The sequence below is a fragment of the Cetobacterium sp. NK01 genome, from assembly GCF_024506395.1.
Classification (GTDB): Bacteria; Fusobacteriota; Fusobacteriia; order Fusobacteriales; family Fusobacteriaceae; genus Cetobacterium_A; species Cetobacterium_A somerae_A.
Window position 1 is genome coordinate 61,185 of sequence record NZ_JANIBO010000005.1, and the last position, 15,512, is coordinate 76,696.

Sequence of the window (15,512 nt, forward strand, 5' to 3'; positions counted from 1 at the left end):
CATATTTTATATTTTTAAAATGACTTTAATAATTAGATAAAAATTTTTTATTACTTTCTGCTATTGTTAATACCTCAAAATTTAAAAAAAATAAAATATATATTTTAAATATTTTATATTTAAAATAAATACCCTTATATATAAATCTGTTCTATATAAATATTTATGTTTTAAATAAAATAAATATTGACTTTAGTTTTTTTTAAAGGTATATATTAAATTAATAAATTCATTTTAAAAAGACCTTTGGAGGAATGATGTATCAAAAAAAAATAAGAGAGGATAATGAAAAAAAAGTCTTTCATTACATATATCAAAAACAAGAAAATTTTTCAATTGTTGATATATCAAATAATTTAAATATAAGTTTTCCAACTATAAAAACAATTTTAAATAAATTTTTAGAAAAAAAATATATAAAAGAAGAAATTAAAATAGGTTCTGGAACTGGAAGAAAAGCACAATACTATTCTTTAAATAAAAATTTTGTATATAGCATAGGAATATCTATTCATTTTAAAAAAATAAAGGTTATTTTAGGTAATGAAAGAGGAGAAATATTAAAAGAACTTACTATTAAGGATTATTTTTTTAAAGATAACTTAATTGAAAAAGTAGATGAAATTTTAGAAGATTTCTTACTTGAAATAAAAAAAGAAATCAAACAAAAAATTATTGGAATTGGAATTTCTATTCCTGGAATAGTTGATAAAAAAACTAATACAATTGAAATAACATCTTTATTAAGAATTCCACTTAATAAAGTTTATGATTTATCAAAAAAATATAATAAAAAAATTCTTATTGATAATGAAGGAAATATGTGTGCAATAAGTGAAAAATTTTTAGGAATTGGTAAAGATTTTTCAAGATTTATTATTTTAAATATCGAAGATACACTTAATATGTCTACATTTTTAGAAGAAAACGAATACGGAAACTTTTCTTTTAAAGCTTCTAGAGTCAATCATATGAGTATAAATTTTCAAGGAATAAAATGTGATTGTGGAAATAGAGGATGTTGGGGAAAGTATACTTCTGAATCGGTTCTTTTAGAAAATTTTCAAAAAATTAATCCAAATATTTTAAAATTAAAAGATATATTTAAAAATAATTTTTTAGATAATAAAAATAATTTTGATATTTTTGATAATTATCTTGAACATTTAGCTATAGGAATAAAAAATATTATATTCTTATATAATCCTGAAAAAATAATTATTTCAGGAAATTTATCTCTTTATAAAGATAAATTTAAAAATAATTTATTAAATAAAATTTACCATAAAAATATTTTTTTTAAAGGCAAAGAAACCATTGAATTTTCTAACTTAGGTGAAAAAAGTGTATATTTAGGAGCAATTATGCTACCTATAATCGATGAATTATTTTAAAAAGGCAATACATTTTATATATTGCCTTTTTTTGAATATTTATTTAATAAATTAAATTTTTTTATAATAAAAATACAAATAAAAATTAATATAATTCCAATACTATACGCTTTAAAATTATTTAATATTCTTTCTCCATAAAAATAAACTATTATTCCTTGAGGCAAATGTCTTAATATTCTACTTGCGATTGCTCCTAATATAAATATCTTAAAGTTTATTCCTAGTATACCTGCTACCATAACATATCCTTCAAAAGGAATTGGTGTAAATGCTGAACTTAGAATAGTTAAAAAGATATTTTTTTCATATAATTTTTTTAATTTTATCAAAATTTTTTTTTGAGAATATTTATCTCTTATAAATCTACCTAACTCTTTCCAGAAGAAATATCCTATTGCACTTCCTAAAGTAGAGAAAAAAATTAAAATAACTACTAAATATGGTATATTTTTCTCTGAAGAAAGATATACTGGTATAGATATTGTTTCCATAGGAATAGGTAATATTGTTGCTTCTAATAAACCTGCTATAGCTATTCCCAAAATTCCATAATTTTTTAATATTTCAAACATCAATTTATCCTTTTATATTTTTATAAAATTATAGCATTCATAAGAAAATTAGTAAATAAATTATGAAAGTGCTTCTAATGATTCAGGTAAAATCTCCCCACCATCTATAATATTTAGTGTCTGTCCAATTATGTATCTTCTTTCTTTATTTAGCAAAAAATACAACTTCATTAGCTCTATCATAAATATCCCCTAAAAATTCCATAGAAACACTTTTTTGAAATTACCTTTTAAAAACTAATAATTGTTATTCTTAATCTGCAAATGTTCCATTTTTTAATTGATACGTTTCTAATTCTAAATATGTCCTCGTTACTTTATCTAATTTATCTAATATTTCGTTATTTTCTAAATATTTTGAATTTTTTATATCCACTAACTTTGGTTTAACTCCATCTCCATCAATTAAAAGAACATCGTCTTTTACAACTCCATAGAAATTATTTTGCATTATATATGCATACTCATTTTTTTTAGATGATTTAAAAAGATCTCTTCCCCAACTTGAGTTTTTATATTCTCCTCCTAGAAGTCCCATTAAAGTTGGAAGAATATCAACTTGTGAAGATGTTGATTCATCAATTTTAGCATTAAATATATTTCCAGGTGACCATAAAAGCAATGGTACTCTAAAATTTTCCCAATTTAAATCAAAGTTAGAATCTGTTTTAAATCCATGGTCAGCTACAAATACAAATATTGTATTTGTAGCCCACTCTTTTTTCTTTACTTCTTTTATAAATTCTCCCAAAGCAATATCTGCAAAATGAAAGGCATTTAATCTATTTGTTAACTCACCAAATTCATTATTTTTAAACAGTTTATAATTAGAATCAATATCGTATGGAGCGTGATTACTTAGGGTAAAAACCGTTGTAAAAAATGGATCTTTTAAAGAGTCTAAATAATCTACTGTTTTCTTAAATAATTTATCATCAGGAACTCCCCACTTTATAGTTCTATCTTCTTTTGAAAAGTTTTTGATATCAATAATATTATCTACACCATTTAATTTTAAAAATCCTGACATATTATCAAATTCTGCATCACCACCATATATAAAGGAAGTATTATATCCTCTTTCTTTTAATATCTTAGGTAATGAAAAAAATGATTTTTGTCCCGCTGTAAATTCTTTAGTCACAGATATTGCTTTAGGTGAAGGATATGAAACTATAACAGATGCTATACCTCTATTTGATCTTGTTCCTGTTGCATAAAAATTATTAAACAAAACTCCTTCTTTTGCCAATTTATTAAAATTTGGTGTCATATCTATTTGTGCACCTTGAATACCTATATATTTTGACATAAAACTTTCCATCAACACTATGACTACGTTATAATTTTTTTGTTCTTTTTCAGTATTTGTTACTCTCAATAAAGGATTTGTTTTTGAAATATATTTAGAGTTTTTATCATCAATAATTTCTCTTATATTATTATTTAACTCTTCATTAGAGAAAGTTTTCTCTAATGCCCTTCCTTTTCTTTGTTCTTTTTTTAAATTATAATATGACCTCCCCAAAGAAAAAACAGGATTTATAGTAAATTGATTCATATATGAATACTCAGAATAATAACCTCTTCCCCAATCTAAAACTGCCTCTGAAAAGCCTCCTCTTGATGAAAAAACTCCTATTGTTATTATCAAAAGTAATGTAATTATTTCTTTTAGTTTTGACAATAGATTGAATTCTAATTTTTTATTAAATTTTTCTAAATTCTTTTTTGTTAGAATTAGAAATCCAAAAGTAAAAAATAAAATAATTAACAAATTAGCTATTGGGCTATATTGAGCACTTGAAAAAGTTGTTGCTAAAATTTCATCAGTATCTCCTAAATAGTTTATAATTGATGAATTGACATTAAAGCCAAACTCTTTAAAATACTCTATGTTTGCTATATTTATAGCACATATTACTGTAAATAAACTTGCAATTGGAATAAGATATATTAACTTTGCTAATTTATTAAATTTTTTGTTCAAAATATAAAATCCTAAAAATAATATTGAAGATATTACTGTAAAGCTCCCTATTATTGAATTATCAAAAATCCAGCCAATTTTAAATCCTTTGTAGATTATATCTCTTGGAATTTTTATCTCACTTGGAAATGTTTTCTTTAAAAAATAAACTCTACTAAATAACATCATTAAGTAGAGATAAATATACTGTTGTATAAAAAATCCAAAGATTTTAAAACAGTTATTTTGTCTTTTTCTTATCATAAAATAAACCTCACTCATAATTAATTGAATATAAATTTTAGCATTTTTTTTATATTAATACAAGTTTTCTAGTATTTCTATTGTTTCTATAAAAAAGTATGTATCATTTATTTAAAAATCATGGTAAAATTAGAGCATTGTTTTGAAAAAAAATAGATTAATTAAATATATTAGGAGTTAAATTTTATGAGTATTTTAGATGTAAAAAATGTAAGTCATGGATTTGGTTCTAGAGTTATTTTAGAAAATGCCTCATTTAGACTTTTAAAAGGAGAACATGTTGGCCTAGTTGGAGCTAACGGAGAAGGAAAATCAACATTTTTAAATATTATAACAGGTAAACTTATGCCAGATGAAGGTCAAGTTTCTTGGTGTAATCATATTACAACTGGATATCTTGATCAGTATAGTACTTTAGAAAAAGGAAAAACAATTAGAGATATCTTAAAATCTGCATTTGCTAACATGTTTGAATTAGAACAAGAAATTATGGATCTTTATACTAAAATGGGAGATTGCTCTCCTGAAGAGATGGACTCTATTTTAGAAGAGGTTGGTGAAATTCAAAGTATTCTTGAAGGTGCTGATTTTTATAACTTAGATTCTAAAATTGAAGAGTATGCTGCTGGTTTAGGTTTACTTGATATTGGATTAGAAAGAGATGTTTCTGAACTTTCTGGTGGTCAAAGAGCTAAGATACTTCTTGCTAAAGTTCTATTAGAAAACCCTATGATTTTAATTTTAGACGAACCTACAAACTTTTTGGATGAAGATCATATAACTTGGTTAAAAAACTTCTTAAAAAACTACGAAAATGCTTTTATTTTAGTTTCACACGATATTCCATTTTTAAATGAAGTTACAAATGTTATATATCACATTGAAAATGCTGTATTAACTAGATATACTGGTGATTATTATCAATTTAAAGAGATGTATGAATTAAAAAAGAGACAAATTGAAGCAGCTTATAAAAAACAGCAAAAAGAAATTGCCCACCTAGAAGATTTTATAGCTAGAAATAAAGCTAGAGTTGCTACAACAAACCTAGCTAAAGATAGACAAAAAAAGTTAGATCGTATGGAAATTATTGAAATCGCTAGAGAAAAACCAAAACCAATTTTTGGATTTAAAACAGCTCGTACACCTTCTAGAGAGATTATAACAGTTAAAGATTTGGTGATTGGATATAATGAACCTTTAACAAAACCACTTAATTTTACAATAGAGCGTAATCAAAAAATTGCTATAAAAGGAGTTAATGGATTAGGAAAATCAACTCTTCTTAATACAATTTTAAAAAGAATAAAAGCTCTGTCTGGAGAAATTGAACATGGACAGTTTTTAGAAATTGGTTATTTTAAACAAGAAGAAGAAAGCTCTACTACAACTGCTTTAGATGAATTTTGGAATGAATTCCCCGGATTAACTAATGCTGAAGTTAGAGCAGCTCTCGCTAAATGTGGTTTAACTACAGATCATATAACAAGTCAAATGCGAGTTTTATCTGGAGGAGAAAATGCTAAAGTAAGGCTTGCTAAAATTATGAACCGTGAAATTAACTTTCTAATTTTAGACGAACCTACAAACCATTTAGATGTAGATGCAAAAGAAGAATTAAAAAGAGCTATCAAAGAATTTAATGGTACTGTTTTAATGGTAAGTCACGAACCTGAATTTTATATGGACGTTGCAACTGAAATATGGAATGTTGAAGACTGGACAACTAAAATAATCTAAAAGTATTAAGCTATTAATAAAAAATTTATTAATAGCTTTTTTTATTATAAAATTCTTGCATTTTTTCTCTAAATGATTTATAATTATTATAAAATTGAAATTATTACAATTTTATAAGGAGGATAATATGAAAATGTTATTAATAAGTTTTATTATGATTTTATCTTTAGTGACATACTCAACAGAAAAAGAATTAGCAGTTCCTGCTAGTGGAACATTAATGAAATATACAACAAAAGATACTTTAAAAATTAAACCTGTTTCAGCTACTGGGACAATGTTTGTTTACTTTAATAATTTATATTAATGGAAAAATACTAGTATTGAGTTTAATACTTAATTAAGATTTAGTATAATACTTCTATTAAATCTTATTATCTAATATGGAAGACTAAATAAAGTTATAGTGAAAACGCCAATATTGTAAAACTTAAATTTATAGTATAACCTTTTATTAAAATCAATAAAAAAGAGAAGAAATAATTCTTCTCTTTTTTATATTTAAAACTTATTTCCAAATAATATTTGCTTCTTTTCTAGGAACAGTTCTTGAATACTTTATATCTGGATAACCTATAACCATACAAGCTACAATATTTTGATTTTTTTCAATCCCTAAAAACTCTTTAATTTTCACATTATTTTCACAGGCTCTTGTGAAAAATCCACTAAATACTGCTCCTAATCCTAAAGCATCAATCATTAATTTCATATTAGCTGAAGCTAAACCAGCATTTAAAATATGTTCTGAGGTTACAATTATCAGTACTGGAGCTTTAAAAAATAAACTATCGTCTCCTAAAGGATCCAAAATAAAGTCATTATACATCTTTATCCACATTTTAGCATATCTTTTATATAACAAATTTTCTGAATTTTCTAATACATATTTTCCTAATTCATTTAAAGTTTCTAATATTATTTTTCTAACTTCTTGAATTTCTTTTTTTACCACTACATAATTAACATTTTGCGCATTACTAGCTGTTTGAGTAAATCTACCAGCCTCTATAATTTTTAATATTTTATCATCTTCTATATCTTTTGATTTAAAATGTCTTATAGTTCTTTCAAATTTTATAAAATTTAAAAGATTGTCTGGATTAATAGAAAATTCATCCTTTTTATATTCAATTACATCATTCATATTATAGTCATCTGTGGATACCGCTCCTACAGGACAAACAGCAATACAATGTCCACATTTAAAGCATCTAATATTTTTTATTTTTGCTTTCCCTCCAACAAAATTAATATCTTTAACAAAACAATCTTTTACACAAAGTCCACAACCAATGCATTTATTCCCATCTACTTGAAACACTTTAAACACACTCCTTTTTATAGCTAATTAATTTAAATATATTTAAATCTTTTTATTTTTTTAGAAAACCATGTTTTTCTAATTCACAAACACTATTTAAAATATAATCAAAATCCATTTTTATAGTTGGAACATGAAATTTTTTTATATTTATATCACTTAACGTTAAAATAAAATCTATATTATGCTCATTTCTTAAAAAATCTTTCAATTGATAGTTATCCAAAATTTTTAAAATATTTACATAATAATTTCCTTTTATATATTTTAAAAGCATTTTGCCATATATATGATTAAAAGAATTATCTATAATAGCTATATTTTTAGGCTCTTTTCGATTAATACTGATTGTATCTATTGTATTTTTGATAAGTATTGTTAGATAAATTATATCTTCTAAATAAAATTCAGGTATAATTGATTTAATTGTATTACTTATTTCTGTGTAATAACGTTTATATTCTTTATCTAACTTATGAAGCTCTTTATGCTCTAAAAAATTTAATTCTGCTTTAAACTTTCCTATTCTTATTGCATTAGATATTTGCATTAAAAAATCTTTTTCTCTTGGTATACTTACTTTTAATTTTATTTCTAATTTTTCTAAAAATTCACATATTTCACTCTCGAGATTTTTTGTATATATTTCTGTATCAAGAGATAATAAGATTTCAATAACTAAATCTAACTCATATAATTTTAACTCTTCTAATCCATATTTTTTTAAAAAATTTGTAACAACAGTATAATTCTTATTTTCTAGTAATTTATTTGGAGTTTTATATTCTTCATAAAAACATGGAAAATTTATTTCTCTAAAAGAATGGATTAAAATAATTGAAACTATTTTAAAAAAATCTTCTGGTGGTAGTGAAATGTTCATTTTATTAATTAAATTTAAAACTATTTTTTTTGCTAAACTCAATTCTTTTTTACTAAAAATGCTATTTATTAGATTAATAAATAAATTATGACAGCTTTCTCTTTCTATAAAATATTTAGTTAAGTAACTTGCAAATAAAATTCGAATATTTATTTCATTTCCTATAAGAAAAATTCCTTTTGAAGGTAAGCTTTCAAGCTTTAAATTATATCTAATTAAATAATCTTTTATTCTTTCTAAATCATAATTTAAAGTTCTTCTTGTTATATCTAATTCAATAAAGCTGTTACTTAATATAATCTTATTTGTAAAAAAAAGTTTTAATAAAATATAATCTCTTCTTTCAGTTGGAGTAAATGGAGCATGTGATAAAAGATCTTTTATTTTCAAAAGTTCTTTTTCATCAATGAAAAAAAATTCACCAACTTTAATTATTCCATTTATATTATGATTGTGCAAAAAACTATTTATAGTATTTATATTCATTGAAATTGATCTTTTTTTTATTTTAAGAATCATTTCTAACTCTGTAAAACTATATTTTTTAAGAGTTAAAAATAAATTCAAAATATTTAATGATTTTTTATTTAAATACATTTTTAGAAAGTATTTTATATTTCAAGAAATTTTAATAAAAATAATAAAATACTGTCTCCCTCACCCCTTTTTTCTTATGTTTATCCCAATAATATTGATAGATATTGACCTATAGTATATCATTTTTTTTATATAAATAGAAGATTTTTTAATTGTGCAATACTTTACTTATTTAAAAACATTTTTTTGCAAATATACAAAAATTTAAATTACATTATATAATGTTTAGTCAAATCAAACTTAGGAGGATATTGTGAAAAAAGTTTTACTATTATTACTTATAATGAATATTTCTATTTTTTCTAAAATGTTAAATACCGCAGTTATTTTAGAAAATAATTCAGAAACTTCTACTTCTTACTTAAATATTTTAAAAAATGAGTTAAACAAAAATTTTACTGGAACAAATTTTCAAGTAAATATATCAAAAGTTGTCTATATCGATTCCAAAACTCAAGAAATAAATACTCAATTGAATTATCTCAACTTAGACGATAAAATTGATAGTATTTTTATACTTACAGATACATCCGTCGATAAAATAACAAATCTTACTAAAAATAAATTCTATTCTTTTCCTTTAGGATTTGAAAAAAATTTAAAATTATTACCTAGTAATTTAAATTACATTTATAGTGATTTGTCTTTAAATAGCTATATTGAACTCTTTAAAAATATTAATGGTATAAATGAAGTGGATATATTTATTTCTAATACAAGTGAAGAAAATATTAAACGTTTATCTAAAAATACTTATCTAGAAAACTTAAAAATAAATATTTTCAAAACTGATAAAGAAAAACTAAAGCAAAGTTTAAACCCAACATTTTTACTAGCTTTTAATAATGAGTTAGATATATATGCTTATGCTGGTATTGATATGAAGCAAGAGATTTCTAAAAGAATCAGAGCCGCTTCTTTAAATTATATGCTTTATAAAACAAAAAATAAATTAGGATCAGTTATTAAAGTTACTATACCTAGAGAAAATTTTTTCTTTAATGGAGATGTAGCCAATAAAATTGGATTATATCCTAATCTTATATTTTTACAAAATATTTCTAAAATAAAAACTAGTGAATATATAAAAAATTCTCTTACATTAAAAGAAGCTATTCAAACAGCTCTAAAAAATAATTTTACTCTTTTAAAATCTAAGCAAGATATAGAAACTAACTTTTATAGTGTTAAAGTTTCAAATAGCTCTAGATTACCTCAATTGAGCGCTAATATACAATATAACGCCATTGATAAAAGAACCAATAGTTTTAGAATAGGAACTCCTACAAATAGTACAAATTCTTATTTAGAATTTTCTCAGGTTATTTTTAATGATCAAATCAACGCCGCTGTTGAAATTGAAAAACTTGCCCTTAATTCAAGTAGAAAACAATTTGAGCAAGAAAAATTAAACATACTTTATTATACAGCTTCTACATATGTAAATATTTTACAATTAAAAGCTCAGTTAAATATTCAAAAAAGTAATTATAATCTTCTAAAAGAAAGTTTAGACATAGCAAAATTAAATTATAAAGTTGGTAGCGGAGGCTTGCAAGACGTTTATAGACTTGAATCTAGTGTTTCTAATTCTCTTTCTGAAATAGCTAATGTTCAAAGCGAAGTAAAAAATCAAGAAATTTATTTGAATACTCTTCTTAACTTACCAGTAGATGATAGTTATAATTATGAGTCATTAAACGATATATCTAACTATTTTATCTTAAGCGATTCATTTAATAAAAATTTTATGTACGGCTCTGATAAATCCCAAAAAATAGAAAATTTTCTTATACAGGGAGCTATTTCGAACTCAAATTCATTGGCCTCATTAGACAATACTATAAAAGCGAAAGAAAGAGAACTCTCTTCTAATAAAAGAGAACGATTTTTACCTAAAATTTCTGCAAAAGGAAAATACTCTAAAGACAATATAATTACTCCTTGGGGAGAAAATTCTAACAATAAGTTTTCCGATGAATATTGGCAAGCTGGAGTTATTGCTACTTTACCAATTATTTCAGGAGGAGAAATCTACTATAATTCTAAAAAAATAGAGAGCGAAATTAAATCTTTAGAATATACTAAAGAAAATTCTAAAAACAATCTAGCAAAAGAAATTTTACAAGCTTATACAAATCTCTTAAGTAATTATGTTCAAAAATATTCAACTTCAACTTCTGCTAATGTAGCAAAAAAGAATTTAAATATTGTTAGAAATCTTTATTCTGAAGGAACTATTACTGTTACAGATTTGCTTTCTGCACAAAACAATGCTCTTTCTCAAGAATTAAATAATGTTATTCAAAACTTTAACTTAATAAATTCAGCCTTAAAACTTGAAAATCTTTATGGTAAGTCATCTCTTATAATGACTCCTGATGAAAGAATGCAGCTATTAGAAAAATTAAATGAAGTACTTGAAAAATAGGAGGATTAAATTGAAAAATAAATTTTTAATTATTTTACTTACATTATCAATTTTAGCGTGTGGTAAAAAAGAGAATGATAAAAAAAATCAAAGTTTAAAACCAGTAACATATGAAATAATAGATTCTAAGGAAAACGTAGTTAAAAGAACATATTCTGGAACTATAAAATCAGAAGCATTATCAAATTTAAGCTTTAGAGTTTCTGGAACTATTAATAAAAGAATTGCTGATTTAGGAGATACTGTTAAAAAAGGAGAAATATTAGCCACATTAGATAATACAGAATACATTCTAAACTATGAAAAAGCTTTAGCTGACTTAGCAAAAGGAGAGGCTTCTTTTGCAGAAGCTGAATCAAATTATAAAAGAGCTCAAATCCTTTATTTAGAAAATAGTATATCTAAAGCTTCTTATGATAGTGCAATTGCTCAATATAAATCTGCCTTCTCTAACGTAAGTGCTTTAAAAGAAGGATTAAAGTTAGCAAAATTGAAACTTAGTTATACACAATTAAAAGCTCCTGAAAATGGTACTATTGGTCAAGTTAAAAGTGAAATTAATCAAATTGTCAGTTCACAGACTACTATTTTTGTTTTAAATATTGATGGAGAAAGAAGTGTAGAATTTAATGTTTCACAAAGTGTTATTGGAAGTTTAAAACAAGGACAACCTGTTGAAATTGTAATATCTTCTTTAGATAATAAAACCCTTTCAGGTATTATAACAAATATTGGAACTCTTTCTATAGGTTACGGAAATACGTACCCAATTAAAGCTAAAATTATTGATTCTAATTCTAATGATGTAAAAGTTGGAATGATTGCTAATATATCTTTAAATACACAAGAAAATGATAACCCAATTATTTCACTTCCATTGAGTTCTATTATTACAGGTCCTGATAATGAAAAATATGTATATGTAGTTAAAAATATTGTTAATGATACTGGGATTACTAAAAAACAAAAAATAAAAATTTCAACTTCTCCTACCTCAACAGGAGTAATAGTTTTATCTGGACTAAGCAATGGTGATTACGTAATTACAAAAGGAAGTACTCAAGTTATAGAGAATCAAAAAGTTTCCTTAATTAAAGGAGAGATATAAGATGAGTTTAACAGAATTAACTATAAAAAATAAAGTAACAGCTTATCTTCTATTTAGCCTTCTTCTGATAGTTGGGTATATATCTTATGATAAATCTGAAAAAGCTGAAGATCCTGGTTTTACAATTAAAGTTGCTCTAATTACAACTAACTGGCCTGGTGCAAATGCTAAACAAGTGAGTGATTTAGTTAGTAAAAGAATAGCTGACCAAGTTCAAAATATGGATGCTCTTGATTATGTTGAGTCTAAAAATGTTGATGGGCAATCTAATGTTTATGTTAATATTAAAAGCGAATACAAAGATTTAAAACCTATTTGGCAAGAATTAAGAGATAGAATTAATACTTTTGTAGTTCCATATCTTCCTAGTGGAGTTCAGACACCTCAAATAAATACTTATTTTGGCGATGTATATGGAACTCTTTTAGCAATTGGAGGAGATGGTTATAGCTACGATGAACTTTATAAAACTGCAACAAAATTAAAAGAAACTCTTTTATTCGCAGTTCCAGAAATTGGAAGAATTGATATTAGTGGAGTTCAAAACCAAACTATTTATATAGATATTGATAATAAACTTCTTTCTCAAAGTGGAATCACACTACAAAATATTCTTACAACCCTAAATAATTCAAATGTCATTATTAAGGGGGGAGATATAGTTGTTAATGAAGATAGATTGAAAATAAATCCTACTGGAAACTTTGAAAATATTGATAATATTAAAAATGTTGTAATTACTAGCAATGATGGTAAAGAAAGCATATATTTAAAAGAAATTTCAAATATTTATAAAGGGTATCAAGATCCATCGCCATATTCAATAGATTTTAATGGAAATAATGCCATTACTTTGGGAGTTTCTTTAGGAGCTGGAGAAGATATTTTAGTCATGAGCGATGGAATTAAAAAAAGTTTAAAGGAATTTAAGAAAAAACTTCCTATAGGTTTAGAAATAGGAGAAATTTATTATCAACCTGACTTAGTTCAAGTAAAAGTTACATCTTTTATTGCAAATTTATTTCAGGCTGTAATTACAATAGTTCTTGTTATGTTAATTTTTTTAGGAATTAGATCTGGACTTATAGTTGCTGCTCTTACTCCTACTTCTATTGCATTTACTTTGATTGGTCTTTATTATATGGACTATGGAATTAATCAAATTACATTAGCTGGATTGATTATTGCTCTTGGAATGTTAGTTGACAATGCTGTAGTTATGTCTGAAAATATTATTGTTCTTTTAGAAAATGGAAAAGGACGTATGGAAGCTTGTTTAGAATCTGCAAAGACTTTAGCAATACCTTTACTTGTAAGTTCTATAACAACTATTATGGCATTCTCTCCTATTATTTTAAATAAAGAAGATATGGGACAATATGTTGGTCCTCTTACAATTGTTGTTATGCTTGCATTAATTGGATCATGGTTAATAAACCAAACTTTAATTCCTTTACTTTGCTATGATTTTATTAAAATAAAAGCTGGTGAAAAACAAAATCTAAATAGTAAACCATACTTTATTTATAGAAATATACTTTTAACAGTTTTAAAAAATAAGAAAATAACTCTTATTGGAACCTTTGCTTCTTTTATTTTAGGACTTTGGTTACTTGGACTTGTTCCTAATAATTTTATGCCTGCTTCTACTGATCCAATTATGTCAACATATATAAGGCTACCAAAAGGCACTGATATAAACTTTACACGAAAAGTTGTAAAAGATGCTAATGAATTTATAGCTAAAAATTACGCCACTGGTGAACAAGCCCCATTACCCCCAACTCTTTGGGATTACATAACAACAGGAGGTACAACTTTAATATATAAAAAATCTGGTGTTTTAAGTTGGGGGTCTTTTATCGGTGGAGGAGCTCCTAGATTTTCTACTGGTTATACACCTGAAACTCGTTTGACAGAATATGCATACATTATGTATAACTTAACTGATTACACTATTATTCCAAAAATAAGTGAAGAAATTAATTTTTACTTAAAAAATAAATATCCAAGTATTGATGTAGTAACTAAAGGCCTAGGAAGTGGAGTAACTCTTGAAAAAGATCTAGGGTATGTTCTTGCATCAAATAATATTGAACTTCTTAAAAAATGTGCAAATGAATTGAAATTAAAACTTAGCACAACATCAGGAGCATACTCTATTTCAGATGCTTGGGGAAATGAAGTTCCTGATATAAGCATTGAAATAAATCAAGAAAAAGCTCAAGCTGCAGGATTTAATAACGATACAATTGGAAAAGATCTACAATTTGTACTTCAAGGGTATAATGCAACAATATTTAGAGACTTTAATGCTCCACCACAAAGTACAATTATTCCCGTAGTTCTTAGAGGAAAAAATACCTATAAAAATGATATAAAGTCTATTGAATCCATTGAATTAATAAATTCTTCTGGAAAAGCTGTTCCTTTAAAACAGATTGCTAATATCAAATTAGATTTTAGACAAAATTATATTTCTACTAGAAATATGGCTTATTCTATTGAAATAGATGCTGCAATAAAAAATGATACAACTCCGCTAGAAGTAAATAAGCTTATAGAACCTTGGTTAAAAGAGAAATTAAAAGAGTGGGGTCCAGATATAAAATATTATCCTGCAGGAATTATGAAAACTTCTAAAGAAAATCAAGATGCTCTATTTGCTCAAGTTCCATTTGCTATACTTATGATGTTTGTTTTAGTTGTAGGACAATTTAATTCAATGAAAAAAGGTTTAACAATTATGTTAGTTATCCCTCTTTCTCTTTTAGGAATTGCTATTGGACTTTTATTGACAAATACACAACTAGGTTTCATGGCTATGATTGGTATCATCTCTTTGGCTGGTGTTGTTTTAAATCATGCGATAATACTAGTTGATAAAATGACAATAGAAAAAGAAGATTTAAAAAGAAGTGATCAAGATGCTATCGTATTTGGTTGTCAATCTAGACTTAGACCAATATTTTTAACTGTTGCAACAACTTTAGTTGGACTTATGCCTTTATATTTTTTTGGAGGCCCTCTTTTTCAACCTCTAGCTGTTGTACTAATATTTGGTTTAGCAACAGATACAGTCTTAGCTCTTGGAGTTATTCCAGTTATTTACGCTACATTTTATAAAGTTAACTTTACAGATTATAAATATGATGAAACAAAATTAATTATAAAGTGATTTTATACCCATCTAAACCTCTAATTTTTCTTTTAGAGGTTTATTTTTA

11 protein-coding genes are annotated in these 15,512 nt (G+C 24.7%); 6 read left to right on the top strand and 5 right to left on the bottom strand.

The features are described from left to right. Positions 1 to 257 precede the first annotated feature (257 nt). A complete protein-coding gene (locus NON08_RS13680) occupies positions 258 to 1,394 on the top strand; it encodes an ROK family transcriptional regulator (RefSeq protein ID WP_256692176.1) in 1,137 nt (378 codons plus the stop codon). 14 nt (positions 1,395 to 1,408) lie between these two features. Here the strand turns inward: NON08_RS13680 and NON08_RS13685 are convergent, their stop codons facing one another. The 3 genes from NON08_RS13685 to NON08_RS13695 all read right to left on the bottom strand — a co-directional run bounded on the left by NON08_RS13685 (position 1,409) and on the right by NON08_RS13695 (position 4,202). Next, positions 1,409 to 1,969, bottom strand: coding sequence for a YqaA family protein (locus tag NON08_RS13685; RefSeq protein WP_256692177.1), 561 nt, complete (start codon positions 1,967 to 1,969; stop codon positions 1,409 to 1,411). A 60-nt stretch (positions 1,970 to 2,029) separates the two neighbouring features. Beyond that, a complete protein-coding gene (locus tag NON08_RS13690) occupies positions 2,030 to 2,152 on the bottom strand; it encodes a hypothetical protein (protein WP_256692178.1) in 123 nt (40 codons plus the stop codon). A 70-nt stretch (positions 2,153 to 2,222) separates the two neighbouring features. Next, a complete protein-coding gene (locus tag NON08_RS13695) occupies positions 2,223 to 4,202 on the bottom strand; it encodes an LTA synthase family protein (RefSeq protein ID WP_256692179.1) in 1,980 nt (659 codons plus the stop codon). A 186-nt stretch (positions 4,203 to 4,388) separates the two neighbouring features. Between NON08_RS13695 and NON08_RS13700 the strand changes: the two genes are divergently transcribed. Together NON08_RS13700 and NON08_RS13705 are read left to right on the top strand one after the other, a co-directional pair. Beyond that, positions 4,389 to 5,942 (top strand): ABC-F family ATP-binding cassette domain-containing protein, encoded by a 1,554-nt coding sequence (locus tag NON08_RS13700; protein WP_256692180.1) that lies wholly within the window; start codon positions 4,389 to 4,391, stop codon positions 5,940 to 5,942. Between the two features lie 127 nt (positions 5,943 to 6,069). Next, positions 6,070 to 6,249, top strand: a complete 180-nt coding sequence (locus NON08_RS13705) for a hypothetical protein (protein ID WP_256692181.1) — start codon at positions 6,070 to 6,072, stop codon at positions 6,247 to 6,249. Positions 6,250 to 6,450: 201 nt separating this feature from the next. Here NON08_RS13705 and NON08_RS13710 read toward each other — a convergent pair whose 3' ends face one another. Together NON08_RS13710 and NON08_RS13715 are read right to left on the bottom strand one after the other, a co-directional pair. Next, complete coding sequence (locus NON08_RS13710) at positions 6,451 to 7,266, bottom strand: nitroreductase family protein (protein ID WP_256692182.1); 816 nt, start codon at positions 7,264 to 7,266, stop codon at positions 6,451 to 6,453. 52 nt (positions 7,267 to 7,318) lie between these two features. Continuing rightward, the gene (locus NON08_RS13715; RefSeq protein WP_256692183.1) at positions 7,319 to 8,746 is read right to left on the bottom strand and encodes a helix-turn-helix domain-containing protein; all 1,428 of its coding nucleotides are present in this window, start codon (positions 8,744 to 8,746) and stop codon (positions 7,319 to 7,321) included. A 253-nt stretch (positions 8,747 to 8,999) separates the two neighbouring features. On the opposite strand from NON08_RS13715, the gene NON08_RS13720 reads away from it, so the two are divergent. The 3 genes from NON08_RS13720 to NON08_RS13730 are packed head-to-tail and all read left to right on the top strand — an operon-like array spanning position 9,000 to position 15,463. Beyond that, positions 9,000 to 11,177 (top strand): TolC family protein, encoded by a 2,178-nt coding sequence (locus NON08_RS13720; RefSeq protein ID WP_256692184.1) that lies wholly within the window; start codon positions 9,000 to 9,002, stop codon positions 11,175 to 11,177. Positions 11,178 to 11,187: 10 nt separating this feature from the next. Continuing rightward, positions 11,188 to 12,285 carry an efflux RND transporter periplasmic adaptor subunit gene (locus NON08_RS13725; protein WP_256692185.1) on the top strand — a complete coding sequence of 366 codons (1,098 nt, stop codon included), beginning with the start codon at positions 11,188 to 11,190 and terminating at the stop codon, positions 12,283 to 12,285. Between the two features lies 1 nt (position 12,286). Next, complete coding sequence (locus NON08_RS13730) at positions 12,287 to 15,463, top strand: efflux RND transporter permease subunit (protein ID WP_256692186.1); 3,177 nt, start codon at positions 12,287 to 12,289, stop codon at positions 15,461 to 15,463. Positions 15,464 to 15,512 lie beyond the last annotated feature (49 nt).